This window comes from Ruegeria sp. ABD4_443 (assembly GCF_056160865.1).
Genome location: NZ_JBSWYA010000003.1, coordinates 1 through 16866, shown reverse-complemented (window position 1 = coordinate 16866; position 16866 = coordinate 1). Strand labels below are relative to the sequence as shown.

Sequence of the window (16866 nt, the reverse complement as noted above, 5' to 3'; positions counted from 1 at the left end):
CTGTCGGCGGGTTTGCGCCTGTCATTCTGGGTCGGCCACGTCGCGGCAAACTGGCCCCCGAACCGCGACTGCGGTCGGGGGCATTTGGTCAGGGGCGATTCAGAATCTCGTCCAGCGGGTCGTGTTCGGCGACAAAATGGCCGGGCGCGACCTGATCCAGTTGCGGTACATAATCGTCCTGCCCGGCTGCCAGCCGGCTGGGCAGGAACCGCAATGCCGCCTTTGGGTCCATGGGCGAAGGCAACTCGCCCGGCAGCTTCAGCCGCTGGCGGCTGCGTTCGACATCGGGGTCCGGGATCGGAACGGCCGAGATCAGCGACCGTGTATAAGGATGAACCGGGTCGGAACAGATCACCTCACCGTCGCCCAGCTCGACGATTCGGCCCAGGTACAGAACCATGATCCGGTTCGATACGGCGCGAACGACCGACAGGTCGTGGCTGATAAAGATCATCGACAGCCCAAATTCCTGCTGAAGCTCGCGCAGCAATTCCACGATCTGCGCCTGAATGGACACGTCCAGGGCGGAAACCGCCTCATCGCAGATGATCAGCCGCGGCTTGTTGATCATCGCGCGGGCGATCCCGACGCGCTGGTTCTGGCCGCCCGACAATTCATGCGGGTACCGGTTGATCATTGCGGCATCCAGGCCGACCCTTTCCATCATCTGGGTCACCTGCGCCTTGCGCTCGCGCTCGGTCAGGTCGGGGCGGTAGGTCTTGAGCGGTTCCGCGATCGAGGCCGAGATGGTCATGCGTGGGTCAAGGCTGGCCAACGGGTCCTGGAACACGATCTGCAAGTCCTTGCGGTACTTGTTCAGCTCGGCCCGTTTCAGCCCGACAATCGGGTTGCCCAGCCAGCTGACATTCCCCGCGCTGGGTTCGATCAGTTGCAGCACGGCACGGGCCAGTGTGGACTTGCCGCACCCGGATTCGCCCACGACGCCCAGCGTTTCGCCCTTGCGGATGTCAAAGCTGACGCCATCCACGGCCCGCAGCGGAACCGTGCGCCCGAACAACCCGCCCGGCACATGGATGGGGAACTGAACCTTGACGTCTTCGACCTTCAGCAGCGGTTCGTCGCCCGCATCCACGGGCTTTGGCGCGTCGCCCGCATCAATCCGCGGCATCGCATCCAGCAGCGTCCGGGTATAGTCGTGCTGCGGCGAGCGGAAGATCTCCCGCGTGTCACCGGCTTCGACAAAGGCGCCTTTGCGCATGACCTGAATGCGGTCGCACATGCGGGCGACAACGCCCATGTCATGGGTGATCAGCGCAATCGCCGTGCCTTCGTCCTGTTGCAGGGTCACCATCAGGTCCAGGATGTCGGCCTGAACGGTTACGTCCAGCGCGGTCGTGGGTTCGTCGGCAATCAGCAGCTTGGGGTTGCACAGCATCGACATTGCGATCATCACCCGTTGGCGCATTCCGCCCGACAGTTCGTGCGGGTATTGATCCAGACGACGCGCGGCCTCGGGGATGCGCACACGGTTCAGCCAGTCCAGGCATCGCGCCCGCGCGGCCGTACCCTGCAGCCCTTCGTGAACCTGCAGCACTTCGCGCATCTGTTGCCCGATCCGCAGATGCGGGGTCAGGGCGGTCAGCGGGTCCTGAAAGATCATGCCCACATCCGAGCCGCGGATCTTGTTCAGCTTGCCGACAGGCAGGTTCAGGATTTCCCTGCCGTTCAGCATGGCCGAACCAGACGCGCGACCCGCCGATGGCAGCAAGCCCATGGCGGCCATGAAGGTCTGGCTTTTGCCTGACCCGCTTTCGCCCACGATACCAAGGCATTCGCCGGGATTGATATCGAAACTGATGCCCTTGACGGCCTCGACCACGCCATCGGGGGTGTCGAACTGGACGCTCAGGTCCTTGACGGAGAACAAACTCATATCAGCGATCCTTCGGGTCCAAAGCGTCACGCAAGCCATCGCCGATGAAGAACATCGTGATGATGATGGTGACATAGAATGACAGCGGGAACAGCAGCTGCCACAGCGTGCCATAGCTCATGGTGCCGGCCCCTTCGGCGATCAGCCGACCAAGCGAGGTGTAGGGTTCGGAAATCCCGAGGCCGAGGAACGAGATGAAGCTTTCAGTCAGGATCATCTCGGGCACCAGAAGCGAGGCATAGACGATGACAACGCCCAGCAGGTTGGGCAGGATGTGGCGGTACATGATGGTAAACTCACTGACACCCGCGGCGCGCGCGGCCTCGATGAACTCGCGGTTTTTCAGGGTCAAGGTCTGCCCGCGCACGATCCGGGCCATGGTCAGCCAGCCCACCGCACCAAGCGCGATGAACAGCATGAAGAAGGACCGTCCCGCCACGACCAGCAGCAGGATGATCACCAGCGTTGCCGGAATCGCCAGCAGGATATCGACAAAGCGCATCATGACGCTGTCGGTGCGCCCGCCGATATAACCGGCAGCGATGCCATAGCAGGTGCCGACGATCAGCGCCGTTGCGGCCCCGATCAGGCCTACCAACAACGAGGTCGTCGTCGCCTGTATAACCCGGCTGTAAAGGTCGCGCCCCAGATCGTCGACGCCGAAATAATGCCCGGTTTCCACCGAGGGCATGCCCATTCCGCGCACGTCGCCCATGATGTTCCAATCAATCTCTTCGTTGCTCCAGGCCGCGAAATACGGACCGATGATGGTGAACAGAACGATCAGCGCCAAGATAAAGACGCTGGCCATCGCGGCCTTGTTGCGGACAAAACGCATGCGCGCGTCCTGCCACAGTGAACGCCCCTGAATGACCGTGAAATCGGTGATGTCCTCGGCCAGATGGGCGGCTTTTTGTGATTTTCCAAGCATTGGCCTGCCCCTCAGTATCGGATTTTCGGATCGAACCAGGCATAGGCCAGGTCGGTCAGCAGGTTCACCAGAACGGTCAGCACGCCATAAAGGATCGTGACCCCCAGCAGCACCGCATAGTCTCGGGACAGGGCCGAGCCGACATAGGCCTGACCCAGGCCGCCGGTCGAAAAATAGATGTCCACAAAGACCGAGCCGGTCAGCACGTAGACAAAAACCGGACCCAGATAGGACACAACGGGCAGCAATGTGGGCTTTAGCGCATGGCGCCAGATCACGGTTCTGGTCGGCAGACCCTTGGCGCGTGCAGTGCGGATGAAGTTCGAGTTCAGAACCTCAAGCATCGACGACCGGGTGATCCGCGCGATGGACCCCATATAGGATGTCGCAAGCGCGATCACCGGCATGACCAGGTATTGCCACTGCCCCCCGTTCCAGCCGCCGCCCGGCAGCCAACCCAGCCACAGGGTAAAAGTCAGGATCAGGATCGGACCCATGATGAAATTCGGCAGCGCCTGCGCGGCGATCCCCAGGCCGACGGCAAAATAGTCGATCCAGGTATTGTGGCGGATTGCTGCGGCGATCCCCAGGCTGACACCGACAGCCGTCGCGAATAGGAACGACAAAGAGCCATAGGTCAGTGAGATCGGGAAACCTTGCGCGATGATGTCATTGACGTCGCGGTCCTTGAACTTGAAGGACGGGCCAAAATCGAAATGCACCACGATATTGTACAGGTAGTCCCAAAGCTGTTTCCACAGCGGTTGGTCCAGGCCGTACCGCGCCTCGATATTGGCCAGAACCTGCGGCGGCAGGGGCCGTTCCGAGGTGAATGGCCCGCCGGGCGCAAAATGCATCAGAAAAAAGCAGGCGACAATCAGCAACAGGATCGTCGGAATGGCGGCCAGCAAGCGCCGCAAACTGTAGGCAAGCATGACATGCCCCCATGTCTATTGGCCCGCCCCAAGACGGTCTTGGGGCGGGCGCGTGTCAAAGTGGATTATTCGGCAAGCTTGTACAGGTTCTTCGAGTACCAGTTCTGCTCGACATTGTTCACCGGCCAGTTCCCCACATCGCTGTCCATCATATAGACACCGGCATAGTGATAGATCGGGATCACAGGGGTTTCCTGCGCGATGATACGCTCGACCTCGGTATAAAGCGGGGCGGGATCATCCGACGTCTTGGCTTCGGCCAGCAATTCGTCGACGCGGGGGTTGGCGAATTTGCCGTCGTTATAGCCCGAGTCCGATTGCAGCAGGTCCAGGAAGGTCGAGGCTTCGTTATAGTCGCCGCACCATGCGCCACGGGCCAGGTCAAAGTTCTGGTTGCCGCGTTCTTCCAGGAACACTTTCCATTCCATGTTGGCCAGTTCGGCCTGCACGCCCAGTTTCTGTTTCCACATCTGGCTCAGCGCCACGGCAACCTTCTTGTGGTTTTCCGAGGTGTTGTAAACCATTTCAAAGCTCAGCGGATTGTCGGGTCCATATCCGGCCTCGGCCAGCAGTTCCTTGGCTAGCTCGTCCCGCTCGGCCTGGCTCATCGACGCCATTTCGACATCCGGAACGGTAAAGCCAGCGGTTGCCTCGGGGGCAAAGGTATAGGCCTCGGGCTGGCCGCCTGCCATCACCTTTTCGGTGATGATCGCCCGGTCAACCGCCAGCGACAGGGCCTGACGGACATTCGGGTCCTTGAACGCCTCGGGGCCGCCGTCGGACAGGTTGAACGTATAGTAATAGTTGCACAGCCGCGGGAAGCTGATCGCCTCGTTGGGGTGTTCTTCCTTGAGGCGCGGGTACTGCCCGGCAGGTACTTCGGTCCGGTCAAGCTCGCCGGCCAGATAGCGGGTCAGGGCGACGTTCTCATCGTTGATGACCAGCGCCACGACCTTGTCGACGATGGTGTTGTCGTTGTCCCAGTACATTTCGTTGCGTTCGCGGACCGAACGTTCCTGCGGCAGATGCTCGGTCAATACATAGGCACCGTTTGATACGATGTTCTCAGGCTTGGTCCAGGCATCGCCAAATTCTTCGATCACTTTCTGCGGGGCAGGGAAGGTCGTCGAATGGGTGGTCATCTGCGGAAAATAGGGCAGCGGCGCGCTGAGCGTGACCTCAAGCGTCTTGTCGTCGATGGCCTTGACGCCCAGATCGTCAACCGATGCGTTTCCGGCAATGATGTCGGCCGCGTTCTCGATCGACATCAACTCCATGAACCAGGCATAGGGCGAGGACAGTTCGGGATCGACGGCGCGTTTCCAGGCAAAGACGAAATCGCCCGCGGTCACCGGGTCACCGTTGGACCATTTGGCGTCATCGCGCAGTGTGAACGTATAGACATTTTTGGCGTCATTGGTCGTAAAGCCGGTTGCGACACCGGGAACCAGGTTGCCGTCTTCGTCCTGGTTCATCAGGCCTTCGAACAGGTCGCGTACAATCTCCGCGCCCGAAACATCTTCGACCACCTGCGGGTCGACCGAGCTGTGTTCGTCCAGGATGCGATAGGTGAAGGTCTGGTCATCCGCCAGCGCCTCGCCGGTTTCGGGATGTGTCCCGGCGGCGAAGGCCGCGCCGGTGATCATGGTCGAGGACAACAGCCCCGCCAGCGTATTGCGAATATATGTGTTCATTTTTCTACTCCCATTTTTTGCACCGAAACTGCACATCGAAAGGGTCAGGCCACAAAGGCAACGCGCCCGAAATCCCGCCGGAAACCGGCGAGGTCAGGGACTGGAATTGCCATTTGGACGGAACACTGCAGAGCAGCCTTTTAAAGTGCATTCGGTGAAGTGGTCGCGAAAGGTGTCTTTCACTGGCAGCGAGCGTGGCACTATTTTGTCTACGGTTAAAGGCTTGGTTGTCATTTTAGCAACCAAAGGTAGATTCGATCTTTGCGCCGCGACGTCACCGAAATTTTGTTAGGACCGGCCGCCGCTCTGTAACAATTTTACAATGCTGCACGCGCACGGTTTCCAGGTCGGGTCGGGCGTCGCGGCCCGAATCGCCCTTGAAAGCGGCTGTTTCGTCAGGGCACCAGATGGGCTTTCATGGCCGCCTCGGGAAAGCAGGTTGCCGGCTGGCCGGTGGCTTCCTGCCAGCGCCCGATCGAGCGGCGGGTCTTGAAGCCGGGCAGCCCATCGGCCCCGCCGACGTCATGCCCTTGCTGTTCCAGCGCGCGTTGCATCGCGGCGATGTCCGACCGGTACAGCCCGCCGACCTTGCCCCAGCGCCCGGCGAAATCGCCGACGCCATACTGAATCCGGTCGCCGACATGACCCACGAACAAGGCATAAAGGTCGCTTTTGTTATATTCCTTGAGGACATAGAAATTGGGCGTCACCACGAATGCGGGCCCGTTCCGCCCGGCGGGCATCATCAGGAACCCCTTGCCGTTGCGTTCATGTGCAGGAAAGGGTTTGCCGGACACGCGGGCAAGGCCCATTTCGGCCCATTCGCGGATCGGGCGGCCCTGGTCGGGGCCTTCCAACGCGCAAGAGACATTGGCCGGCACCCGCACTTCGAACCCCCAGTCACGCCCCGCGACCCAGCCATGCCGGGCCAGGTAGTTCCCGATCGAGGCAATCGTGTCATCTTGGGAATTCCAGATATCCGCCCGGCCATCGCGGTCGCCATCCGCGGCAAAGGACAAAAAGCTTGAGGGCATGAATTGCGGTTGGCCCAGGGCCCCGGCCCAGCTGCTTTTCATGGCGCGCCCACCCAGGTGACCGGCCTCGGCGATTTCCAGTGCGGCGATCAGTTCATCCTGGAAATATGCGGCGCGTGTGCTCATGAACCCCTTGGTTGCCAATACTTCGAATGCATCATGGCGGATCGGCACCTGCCCGTAACCGCTTTCGCGGCCCCAGATGGCAAGGATGATGCGGCCAGGCACACCGGTATCCGTTTCGACCCGTGCCAGGGTTTTGGCGTGCTTGCTGGCCATCTTGCGGCCAACCGATGTCGCCCCTTGCACAGAGCCTGCGTTGAAATACCGCCCCGGCGCACCGAATTCGGCCTGGCGTTGTTTCCGGGGTGTTTTGGCTGTGCTTCCGGGCGGGACAAGATCCGGCAGGTCCCAGTTCACGGAAACCCCGGCAAAGGCCTTGTCGAAGGTCGCGCGCGAAACGCCCCTGGCGCGGGCTTGCGGCCAGATCGTGCGGGCCAGCCAGTCCTGGAATTGCTGTTCGACATCTGCCCGGCTTTGCGCGGGCGCGGCGTTGGCCATCAAGATCAGGCCAAGGGTGATCAGGATCATACGCATCGCTGCAAAGTCACGCGCCCGCGCGGCCAAGTCAACCGCGTGCGACCCGGGGGTGGGAAAAGCCTTGAGGTTTTTCAGGCACTGTTGATAGTTGGATAAGACAGATGGCATCGAAGGACGGGTAACCTTGGCAAGAAACCACAGGTCCAAATGGTCAGTGCCGATGCTGGCTGCGCTTGTGGCGCTGGCCGTGTCAGGCCCGGTCATGGGCGCCAGCGACAGCTTTATGGACCCGCAGGGCCCGATCGCGGCTGTTCAGAAAACCCATATGCTGCGGGCGACCTGGCTGATCCTGATCGCCGTTATCCCTGTTCTTGTGCTGGTGCCGCTGATTGCGTGGCGGTATCGCCGCCGCAGGAACAGTGCCGCCACATATGCGCCGAACTGGGATTTTTCCGCCCCGCTGGAATTTCTGATGTGGGGTGTGCCCGTGGCGATCGTGGTGGTTTTGTCATTCTATCTGTGGAAGGCCACGCATCGACTTGATCCCTATGCCGCGCCGTTTGGTGAAGGGCCTGCCGTTCAGGTGCAGGTTGTCGGGTTGGACTGGAAATGGCTGTTCATTTACCCGGACCTGGGAATTGCCAGTGTCGGTGAAATGGGCATGCCCGTGGGCCGACAGGTTGCCCTGACGCTGACCACCGATACGGTCATGCAGTCATTCATGATCCCGGCACTGGCGGGCCAGATCTATGCGATGCCGGGGATGACCACGCAATTGCACCTTGTGGCCGACACGCCGGGTGTGATGCAGGGTGAGAACACGCAATATAACGGGCGCGGGTTTACCGGACAGAAATTCGAAACACGGGCCATGACGCAGGACGATTTCGACGGTTGGGTCGATACCGTGCGGGCAAATGGTATCCTTCTGGACCCTGACACATATCGGACCCTTGCCATGCGGACCGACCGGGCCGAGGTTCAGGCCGCTTTGGGGACAGAAAAGATGCCGGACACTGCCCTGTATTTCAGGCTGGATGACGGCGATCTGTTTCACACGATCCTCGGCCGGTACCACAGCGGCACGGCTCTGGCCGTTCACGATCAGCCGGGCACGGCGGGTTTCGGCAAAACGGCAACCGGACAGGAGGCGGGCGAATGATCCCCCAGGACCAAGGTTTCTTTGGCCGTCTGACCTGGGATGCCTTCCCGGTCGCCGCGTTGATCCGGCATCCGGGCGCAAATGAGATCGTCGCCAATGCCGCGGCGGCAGTGGTCGTTGTCGGCGTCGTGGTCGTTGTCGCGTTGCTAAGCTGGTTTCGCCTGTGGGGGCCGCTGTGGCGCGATTGGCTGACCAGCGCGGATCACAAGAAAATCGGTATCATGTACGTTGTCTTTGCCGTGGTGATGCTGGCGCGGGGCGTGCTGGAAGGTGTCGTGATGCGCGCGCAACAGGCCGCGGGGCCGGGCGACGGTTTCCTGGCCGCCGAACATTTTGCCGAGCTGTTCAGCACGCATGGTACGATCATGATCTTTTTCGTGGCCGTCCCCTTTGTCTTTGGTATCGCCAATTACGTCGTGCCGCTGATGATCGGCGCGCGTGATGTCGCCTTTCCCGTCATGAACCAGATCAGCCTGGGGCTGACGGTGTCCGCTGGCATGATGCTGATGGTGTCGCTGGTGGTGGGCGAGTTCTCGACCGGCGGCTGGACCGCCTATCCGCCCTATACGGGGGCTGCGTTCAACCCCGGTGTGGGGCCTGATTACTGGATCTGGGCCATCGTGGTGTCGGGCATCGGCACCACGCTGACCGGCATCAATTTTGCGGTCACGATCTATAAGCTGCGGGCGCCGGGCATGACGTTCATGCGGTTGCCCATGTATTGCTGGACGATCATCTGCAGCTCGATCCTGATCGTGTTTGCGATGCCGCCTCTGGGGGTTGCGGCCTTGTTGCTGGCCGCCGACCGCTATTTGGATTTCCACTTTTTCACCAATGACCTGGGCGGCAATATGATGAATTATGCCAACCTGTTCTGGCTGTTCGGCCACCCCGAGGTCTATTTGTTGGTCCTGCCGGCCTATGGCATCTATTCCGAGGTCTTCGCGACCTTTTCCGCCAAGCGCCTCTACGGCTACAACTCGCTGGTGATTGCGACGATGTCGATCGCCATCCTGTCCTTTACGGTCTGGCTGCACCATTTCTTTACCATGGGCCAAAGCGCCCTGATCAACGCGGTTTTCGGCATCGCAACGATGCTGATCGCAATCCCGACAGGGGTAAAGGTCTATGACTGGATGGCGACGCTCTGGCGGGGGCGCATCCGGTTCTCGGTGCCGATGCTGTACGGGTTGGCCTTTTTGATGCTGTTTGTCATCGGGGGGCTAAGCGGGGTGATCCTGGCCAATCCGACGGTGGATTACCAGGTTCACAACACGTTGTTCCTGGTGGCGCATTTCCACAATGTCCTGTTGCCCGGCGTGCTGTTCGGGCTGCTGGCCGCATATAATTACTGGTTTCCCAAGGCCTTTGGGTTTCGCCTTAACGAAGGCTGGGGCCGGGTCAGCGTGGCGCTGTGGACCTTGGGGTTCATGCTGACATTCCTGCCCCTTTATTTCGTCGGGCTGCTGGGCATGCCGCGCCGGTCGTTCAGCTGGGAAGACCCCGATTTTCACCCCTATATGATTGTCGCACTGGTCGGTGCGCTGGTGGTTCTGGGGGCGCTCTTGTCGGTCCTGGTGCAACTGTGGGTCTCGATCCGGGACCGGGACCGGACGCGCGTGCCAGCCGGCGACCCGTGGGACGGAAGAACGCTGGAATGGTCGATCCCGGCGCCGCCGCCTGCGTATAATTTCGCGATCATTCCGCGCGTTTCGGACCGGGATGATTTCGCTGCGGCAAAGGAACACGGCGTCGCCTATCCCAGCCCAGACGCCTATGAGGACATAGACATTCCCCGCAATACGGGCATCGGGTTCATCCTGTGCGTTCTCAGCGGGGTCTGGATGTTCGCGCTGGTCTGGTGGATCTGGTGGCTGGCCATCCTTGCCAGCGTCCTGATCATTTTGGCGGTCATACTCTGGAGCTTTGACAGCAGTACCGAACTGACCATCCCCGCCGAAGAGGTACGCAAGGCACACGAAGCCTGGCTTGAGCAGGTTCACCAGGCGCCAGCAATCGACCGCGACGACGAAACAACGTCGCGCAACCGCGGTCTGGCCCGCCCCGACCTGGAGCCAGCGACATGAAGCGGGCGCCGACACACAGCTATCCGGGGATCAACCTGGGCGAACGCCACGCCAGCGCGCACAAGGCGACCGAGGTCGTAACCTTCGGCTTCTGGGTCTTTCTGATGAGCGACCTGGTCTATTTCGGGCTGATGTTTGCCATCTATATCACCATGATCGACGCCCAGGCGGGCGGTCCGGGCCCGCATGAGCTGTTCGATCTTCACAGCGTTTTTGCCCAGACCCTTATCCTGCTGACCAGCAGCCTGACCGTCGGGCTTGCAATGCTGGCGTTGAAATACAACCTGCCGCGTGCGCGCATCGTGTTCTGGTTCGCGGTGACGCTTGTTCTGGGGCTCAGCTTTCTTGTGCTGGAGGTGCGCGATTTCATGGCGATGGCCGAAAAGGGGGGCGTGCCGCAACGCAGCGGCTTTCTTTCGGCCTTTTTCGGGCTGGTGCCGTTGCACGGGCTGCACGTGGCCGCCGGGTGTTTGTGGCTGATTGTTCTGGGTATTCAACTGCGGGTCATGGGGATGACGGACCGGGTCCTCTCGCGCGTCGTGCGGCTGGCGCTGTTCTGGCATTTCCTCGATCTGATCTGGATCGGTATCATCACCATCGTTTATTTCGGAGGTTTGGCCTATGGATAGACGGTCCGAGATGCACCGGCGTGAACGGCGCCGGTACCTGATCGGCTATGGCGGCTCGCTGGGTCTGACCCTGGCGGTGTTCGCGATTGCGTATCGGTTCGGGATCGAAACGCCGGGTGTCTACCTGGCCATCGGCCTGTTGGGTCTGGCGCAGCTTGTGGTGCAGCTGGTTTATTTTCTGCATATCGACCGGCGGCGCAGCAGCCGTGAAGACCTGGACCTGGTCCTGTTCTCGACGCTGGTGCTGCTGATCATCATTTGCGGAACCGTTTGGATATTGGGCAACCTGGCCCACCGGATGCATATGCACGTCATGTAACGCCCCGCGGCGGGAAGAAATACGAGGTTTAGGATGAAATCGCTCAAAGGCCTTGCTGCTGTCGCCCTGCTGGCCGGTATTGGCGCCGCGCTGTTCCTGTGTTGGCGGCACGAGGAACGCTTTCCGTCGACCAAGGACGCCTATGTCGGTGCAAATATCATCTATGTCGCCGCTCAGGTGACCGGGCAGGTATCGCAGGTTCTGGTATCCGAGAACCAGCCCGTCAAAGCCGGAGAGCTTTTGTTCACCATCGACGATACGCAGTTCAGCGCCGCCGTTGATCAGGCACGCGCTGACCTGGACAGCGCCATTCAACAGGCCGAATCCTATGGGACGGGGATAACATCCGCCCAGGCGGCCGTGGACAGCGCGCAATCGGCCTTTGACACCGCCAATTCGAACCTGGAACGTGCCCGCGCACTGTTCTCGGACGGGGATTTGGCGCAGGCCTCGCTGGACCAGACCGCGTCCGATTTCGCCGAGGCCTCGGCCCGGCTGATTACGAACCAATCCAACCTGCTGGCCCTGCAAAGCGGTCTTGCGGCCAAGCAGGATGCGGTTCTGTCGTCCCGCGCGCAGCTGCGCATCGCCGAGGCGGATCTGGCCTGGACCAAGGTCTATGCGACGGCCGATGGCTGGATCGCCAACCTGACGCTGCGCCCCGGTTCGTCGGTCTCGGCCAATGCCCCGCAATTTTCCATCGTCGAGTCGGATGATTGGTGGGTCGATGCGAATTTCAAGGAAACCGCGCTGCCCAGAATTCGTCCGGGCCAACCCGTCAAGATCAATGTGGACATGCTGCCCGGTCTGACCCTGACCGGGCAGGTCGCATCGATCGGGCGGGGGTCGGGGGACACGTTCTCGTTGCTGCCGTCCGAGAATTCCAGCGGGAACTGGGTCAAGGTCACGCGCCGCTTTGCGGTGCGCATCCGGCTTGATGCCACGGATGCCGCGCTGCGTGTCGGTGGCAGCAGCAAGGTCACCGTGGACACGACCGCGACACCGCAGGCCGGACAATGACGCAGGCCGCAGCCGCATCAGGCCGGGTCAATCCGGTCATCGTGGTTGCCGTGGTGCTCAGCGCCATTCTCGAGGTTCTGGACAGCACCATCGTCAACGTGGCGCTGCCGCATATTCAGGCGGCCTTTGGGGCGACGACGGATCAGGCCACTTGGATTCTGACCAGCTATATCGTGTCTGCTGTGGTGGTCATGCCCCTGACCGGCTTTGTCGCCCGGCGGGTCGGGCGTCGGCGGCTGATCCTGACGGCGGTCACCGGATTTGCCGTCATGTCGGTCATGTGCGGCCTGTCCTGGAGCCTGGAGACCATCGTTGCCTTCCGGCTGGCGCAAGGCATGTTCGGCGCTTTCCTCATTCCGCTGTCGCAATCCATCCTGTTTGATTCCTTTCCGCGCGAAAAGAGGGGGCAGGCGATGGCCATTTTCGGCCTGGGTGTGGTGGTGGCCCCGGTGCTGGGCCCCACCGTGGGCGCGATCCTGACCGAGTATTTCTCGTGGCGGATGGTGTTTTTCGTCAACATTCCCGTCGCGGCGCTGGCCCTGCTGCTGCTGGCCGGAGAGTTGCCGGATGACAAGACCGAAGACATCCGCATCGACTGGAAAGGTCTGGCTTTTCTGGCCATCGGAATCGGCTGTTTGCAATTCGTTCTGGATCAGGGCGAAACCATGGATTGGCTGTCATCGCATGTCATCCAGGTTGCCGTGATTGCCGCCGTCCTTGGGGCCTTTGCCTTTGTCGTGCACGGCCTGATGACCAAATCCCCGGTTGTTGATCTGCGCCTGTTCGCGGATCGCAACTTTGCCCTGTCGAATCTGATCATCGCCGGGTTTGCGATGTCCCTGTTCGGAACCATCGCGATTTTCCCGACCTTTGTGCAGAACCTTCTGGACTATCCGGTCATTGCATCGGGTCACCTGTTCATTCCGCGCGGGTTTGCCGCCGGGCTGTCCATGGTCCTGACGGGTTCGGTGCTGGTGTCGCGTTTTGATCCCCGCTTGCTGGCGGGGATTGGCCTGTTCCTGATCGCGGTCAGCAATTTCATGCTGGGCACCTTGAACATGAACGCCAGTTTCTGGCAGCTTGCCTGGCCCGGTGCCGTCAGCGGGTTGGGAATGGGTCTGGTCTTTGTGCCGATGTCCATCCTGGCTTTTGAAAGTATCAGCAAGGTCCGGCAGGACGAGGCATCGGGCCTGTTCAACGTGACCCGCCAACTGGGATCGTCGATCGGGATTTCGGTGGTTGGCACCTGGGTCGTGCGCGGGTTACAGATCAACACGGCCGACCTGACCCGGAACGTGACGCCCTATAACCCCGCCGCCCAAAGCTATCTCAGCCCGTTGGGCCTGACGCCGGACAGCGCCGAGGGTGCATCGATCCTGGCACAAGAGATATCAAGGCAGGCAGAGTTGATTTCCTATCTGACCGTGTTCAACAACCTGGGGCTTTTGGCGCTGGCGACCATTCCGCTGCTGTTGTTCTGCCGCGCCCCCGAACCGGGTACGCAGGCAGGGGTGCCGGCGCATTAGCCTGTCAGGAACAGCCCCAGCCACAAGGCCAGCCAGCACAGCACAAGGCTGAGCAGGATGTTCCCCGCAGCCAGCGCGATGGTGCGTTCGCGATGCAGTTGCAGGGATTGGTAGGCGAAACTTGAAAACGTGGTGAAGCCGCCGCAAAAGCCAAAGACCAGGCGCTTTTCCTCTTCGCCCATCTCGGCCGACCCGCCGAGATAGCCGATCCATACCCCCAGCGCCAGGCTGCCCAAAACGTTCACCAGCAACGTGGCAAAGGGCAGGTCGTGAACGACCCGCAGGGCCAGCCAATGCCGCAGGACAGCGCCTAGCCCTCCGCCCAGGCCGAACATAGCGTGCAGATACATCTCGGTCATGGCGGTGCATTCCGCCGGTGATTGCGGCGTCCGATGGCTTCGCCAATGATCGCCGCGCCCAGTCCCACGGCAATTTCGGCGAACAGGGCAACCACCACGATCCAATCCGCCGAGGCCGCAATGCGCTCCAGCTCGGCCACAAAGGACGAAAAGGTGGACAGCCCGCCGCAAAACCCAACCGCGCCAAAATGCAAGACATGGGCATGCACCCGGTGCCGGATTGCATAAAGCCAGCCAAGGATGAAACAGGCCACGACATTGATGCCAAAGGTCGAGGTCAGGACCGCAAACCCGGGGATCGGGACCGAGAAGGCCTCGCGCAGCAGTGACCCGGCGGCGCCCCCGACAAAAACGGCCAGATACATCAGGGACCCTCTGGCAAAAGCCGGTGCCGTTATCGCCAAGGTGTTGATCCCGCGTTGACCGTGTCGCCCTTGGAATACAGGCAGCGATGGCCCTGATCAAGCGCGCAGCCATCCTGTTGGCAGATCGGCCGGGGTTCACATATCCGCGCGTGCGCGGTCTAAGCGGTTCAAAAGCTTGCAATTCCAGGCCAACCCATTCAACGATTGCATGGCAACCGGCGCGCTGGCCCGACCCAAAACCGGTCTTGGGGTGAATTGGGGGCGCAAACCAGAACCAAAGGCCGCGCGGAACCGCGCAACCCAGGGGGACCGACTATGATCGTTCGCAGGCTTTATTACATCGTGACATATATCGGCCTGCCGCTGACCTTGTTGCTTGGCTACCTGTGGTCTCCGGCCTATTGGTTGCTGGTTGTTCTGGTGCCCTACGCGGTAATCGGTCTTTATGATGTGCTGACCACCAAGCACAACGTGCTGAACAACTATCCTGTGCTGGGCCATTTCCGGTACATGCTCGAATTTGTCAGCCCTGAAATCCGGCAATATTTCGTGGAAACCAACGAAAGCGGCAGGCCCTATAACCGGATTATCCGGGCATTGGTCTATTCGCGCGCAAAGGGCCAGCAGGATACGCAGGCGTTTGGAACCCAGTATGACATCACGGCCTGCGGGTATCACCGGGTCAATCATTCACTGGCGCCCAAACATGTCCCCGATTCAGAAATTCGCGTTCTGCTGGGCGGGCCGCAATGCCAGCAACCTTACCTGGCCTCGCGGCTGAATGTCTCGGCCATGAGCTTTGGCGCCCTCAGCGCCAATGCGATCAAGGCGTTGAACGGCGGGGCCAAGGATGGGGGTTTTGCGCATAACACCGGCGAAGGCGGCCTGTCCCCGCACCACCTGGCCGAAGGCGGAGATATCATCTGGCAAATCGGAACCGGGTATTTTGGCTGCCGGACAGCCCAAGGCGGTTTCGATGAGACCCTGTTTGCCGAAAAGGCAAAAAAGGATGTGGTCAAGGCAATCGAGATCAAGCTTTCGCAAGGGGCCAAGCCGTCACATGGCGGGGTGCTGCCTGCCGCCAAGGTTGATGAAGAAATAGCCGAAATTCGCGGCGTGCCCGTGCATGAGGATGTGATCTCGCCACCGACCCATTCGGCCTTTGATGGCCCGACCGGGTTGATGCATTTCGTCCAGCACCTGCGCAGCTTGTCCGACGGCAAGCCTGTCGGTTTCAAACTGTGCATCGGTCGCCCGTCCGAGTTTATGGCGATCTGCAAGGCCATGCTGGAAACCGGTATTCTGCCGGATTTCATAACCATTGACGGGGCCGAAGGCGGCACTGGTGCGGCGCCGGTGGAATTCACCAACCGTTTGGGCATGCCCCTGAACGAGGCGCTGATTTTCGTCAACAACTGCCTGCGCGGCGTGGGGCTGCGCGACAAGATACGGATCATCTGTGCGGGCAAGGTGGCGTCCGGGTATGACATGATCGAAAAATGTGCGCTGGGGGCAGATATGTGCAACGCGGCGCGGGCGATGATGTTTGCCGTTGGCTGCATCCAGGCGTTGCATTGCAACACCAACCGGTGCCCCTCGGGCGTGGCCACGCAGGACCCGATCCGGGGCCGGGCCGTGAACGTGCCGCGGAAACGCGTTCGCGTGGCGCGCTATCACGCCGCAACGGTTGAAAGCTTTCGCGAGATCCTGGGCGCGATGGGCAAGGACGCGGTTTCCAAGCTTGAACCTGCCGACATTCGCCGCCGTACGTCGGACGAGAAAGAGCATTCTTATGCCGAGCTCTACACCCTTATCGACGACAAATCGCTGCTGGGCGATGCCGTCCCGGCGGCCTTTGCGGCCGATTGGCAAGCAGCCTCGGCGAAACATTTCTGACGGGGCGCATAATTTTTCTCTGGTTCGGCCAAGGATCGGGAAGTGGCTCGCGTCTTATATACCGAGATGCGAATGACGACTTCGGATGAAGATTTGGCCAGATCGGCCGCGGGCGGGGATGCAGAGGCCTTTGCAACCCTGTTGGCACGGCATTACGACCGTGTGTTTCGCCTTGCCTTCCGGCTGACCGGGCGGGCCGAGGCGGCCGAGGACCTGACCCAGGATATCTGTGCCGCCCTGCCGGCTAAGATCACAGGCTTTCAGGCGCGGTCGAAATTCACCACATGGCTGTACCGCGTGGTGGTAAATGCCGCCGAGGATGCCCGGCGGCGGCAGGCCAGTCACGACCGTGCCGCCAGGGGCTGGGGCGACGTGGAGCTGATGCGCCGGTCCGAACAGGCCGAGGCGGCGGCGGCCTTGGACTGGCTGCAACAGGCCATGAATGATCTGCCGGACGACCTGCGCCAGACCCTGG

General features: G+C 61.0%; 15 protein-coding genes. 8 read left to right on the top strand and 7 right to left on the bottom strand.

What is annotated here, in order from left to right; all coding sequences use genetic code 11:
- Positions 1-88: 88 nt before the first annotated feature.
- The 5 genes from ACXAG8_RS07240 to ACXAG8_RS07220 form a co-directional block, all read right to left on the bottom strand.
- Positions 89-1894, bottom strand: coding sequence for an ABC transporter ATP-binding protein (locus tag ACXAG8_RS07240; protein ID WP_475223148.1), 1806 nt, complete (start codon positions 1892-1894; stop codon positions 89-91).
- Between the two features lies 1 nt (position 1895).
- Positions 1896-2825 carry an ABC transporter permease subunit gene (locus ACXAG8_RS07235; protein WP_475223147.1) on the bottom strand — a complete coding sequence of 310 codons (930 nt, stop codon included), beginning with the start codon at positions 2823-2825 and terminating at the stop codon, positions 1896-1898.
- A gap of 11 nt (positions 2826-2836) precedes the next feature.
- Positions 2837-3760, bottom strand: coding sequence for an oligopeptide ABC transporter permease OppB (oppB, locus tag ACXAG8_RS07230; protein ID WP_475223146.1), 924 nt, complete (start codon positions 3758-3760; stop codon positions 2837-2839).
- A 65-nt stretch (positions 3761-3825) separates the two neighbouring features.
- Positions 3826-5454, bottom strand: coding sequence for a peptide ABC transporter substrate-binding protein (locus tag ACXAG8_RS07225; protein ID WP_475223145.1), 1629 nt, complete (start codon positions 5452-5454; stop codon positions 3826-3828).
- A gap of 395 nt (positions 5455-5849) precedes the next feature.
- Complete coding sequence (locus ACXAG8_RS07220; RefSeq protein WP_475223143.1) at positions 5850-7085, bottom strand: lytic murein transglycosylase; 1236 nt, start codon at positions 7083-7085, stop codon at positions 5850-5852.
- A gap of 163 nt (positions 7086-7248) precedes the next feature.
- Between ACXAG8_RS07220 and ACXAG8_RS07215 the strand changes: the two genes are divergently transcribed.
- The 6 genes from ACXAG8_RS07215 to ACXAG8_RS07190 are packed head-to-tail and all read left to right on the top strand — an operon-like array spanning position 7249 to position 13771.
- Positions 7249-8190, top strand: coding sequence for a cytochrome ubiquinol oxidase subunit II family protein (locus ACXAG8_RS07215; RefSeq protein ID WP_475223142.1), 942 nt, complete (start codon positions 7249-7251; stop codon positions 8188-8190).
- Positions 8187-10277: a cbb3-type cytochrome c oxidase subunit I gene (locus ACXAG8_RS07210; protein ID WP_475223141.1), complete on the top strand. Its 2091-nt coding sequence runs from the start codon at positions 8187-8189 to the stop codon at positions 10275-10277. Before ACXAG8_RS07215 ends, ACXAG8_RS07210 begins: the two co-directional genes overlap by 4 nt.
- Positions 10274-10906 carry a cytochrome c oxidase subunit 3 gene (locus tag ACXAG8_RS07205; RefSeq protein ID WP_475223140.1) on the top strand — a complete coding sequence of 211 codons (633 nt, stop codon included), beginning with the start codon at positions 10274-10276 and terminating at the stop codon, positions 10904-10906. Before ACXAG8_RS07210 ends, ACXAG8_RS07205 begins: the two co-directional genes overlap by 4 nt.
- The gene (locus tag ACXAG8_RS07200; protein ID WP_475223139.1) at positions 10899-11225 is read left to right on the top strand and encodes a cytochrome o ubiquinol oxidase subunit IV; all 327 of its coding nucleotides are present in this window, start codon (positions 10899-10901) and stop codon (positions 11223-11225) included. The genes ACXAG8_RS07205 and ACXAG8_RS07200 overlap by 8 nt, the downstream gene beginning before the upstream one ends.
- Positions 11226-11258: 33 nt before the next feature.
- Positions 11259-12245 (top strand): HlyD family secretion protein, encoded by a 987-nt coding sequence (locus ACXAG8_RS07195; RefSeq protein ID WP_475223138.1) that lies wholly within the window; start codon positions 11259-11261, stop codon positions 12243-12245.
- Positions 12242-13771: a DHA2 family efflux MFS transporter permease subunit gene (locus ACXAG8_RS07190; RefSeq protein ID WP_475223137.1), complete on the top strand. Its 1530-nt coding sequence runs from the start codon at positions 12242-12244 to the stop codon at positions 13769-13771. Before ACXAG8_RS07195 ends, ACXAG8_RS07190 begins: the two co-directional genes overlap by 4 nt.
- On the opposite strand, the gene crcB is transcribed toward ACXAG8_RS07190, so the two are convergent.
- Both crcB and ACXAG8_RS07180 read right to left on the bottom strand, forming a co-directional pair.
- The gene (gene crcB / locus ACXAG8_RS07185) at positions 13768-14130 is read right to left on the bottom strand and encodes a fluoride efflux transporter CrcB (protein ID WP_475223136.1); all 363 of its coding nucleotides are present in this window, start codon (positions 14128-14130) and stop codon (positions 13768-13770) included. The genes ACXAG8_RS07190 and crcB overlap by 4 nt on opposite strands.
- Positions 14127-14495, bottom strand: a complete 369-nt coding sequence (locus ACXAG8_RS07180) for a fluoride efflux transporter FluC (RefSeq protein ID WP_475223135.1) — start codon at positions 14493-14495, stop codon at positions 14127-14129. The genes crcB and ACXAG8_RS07180 overlap by 4 nt, the downstream gene beginning before the upstream one ends.
- 315 nt (positions 14496-14810) lie before the next feature.
- Here ACXAG8_RS07180 and ACXAG8_RS07175 point away from each other — a divergent pair, with 315 nt between their 5' ends.
- Both ACXAG8_RS07175 and ACXAG8_RS07170 read left to right on the top strand, forming a co-directional pair.
- On the top strand, positions 14811-16391 hold the full coding sequence (locus ACXAG8_RS07175) for an FMN-binding glutamate synthase family protein (RefSeq protein WP_475223134.1): 1581 nt from the start codon (positions 14811-14813) through the stop codon (positions 16389-16391).
- Positions 16392-16463: 72 nt separating this feature from the next.
- Positions 16464-16866: RNA polymerase sigma factor (locus tag ACXAG8_RS07170; protein ID WP_475223133.1), on the top strand; the 403-nt coding region annotated here is incomplete at its 3' end.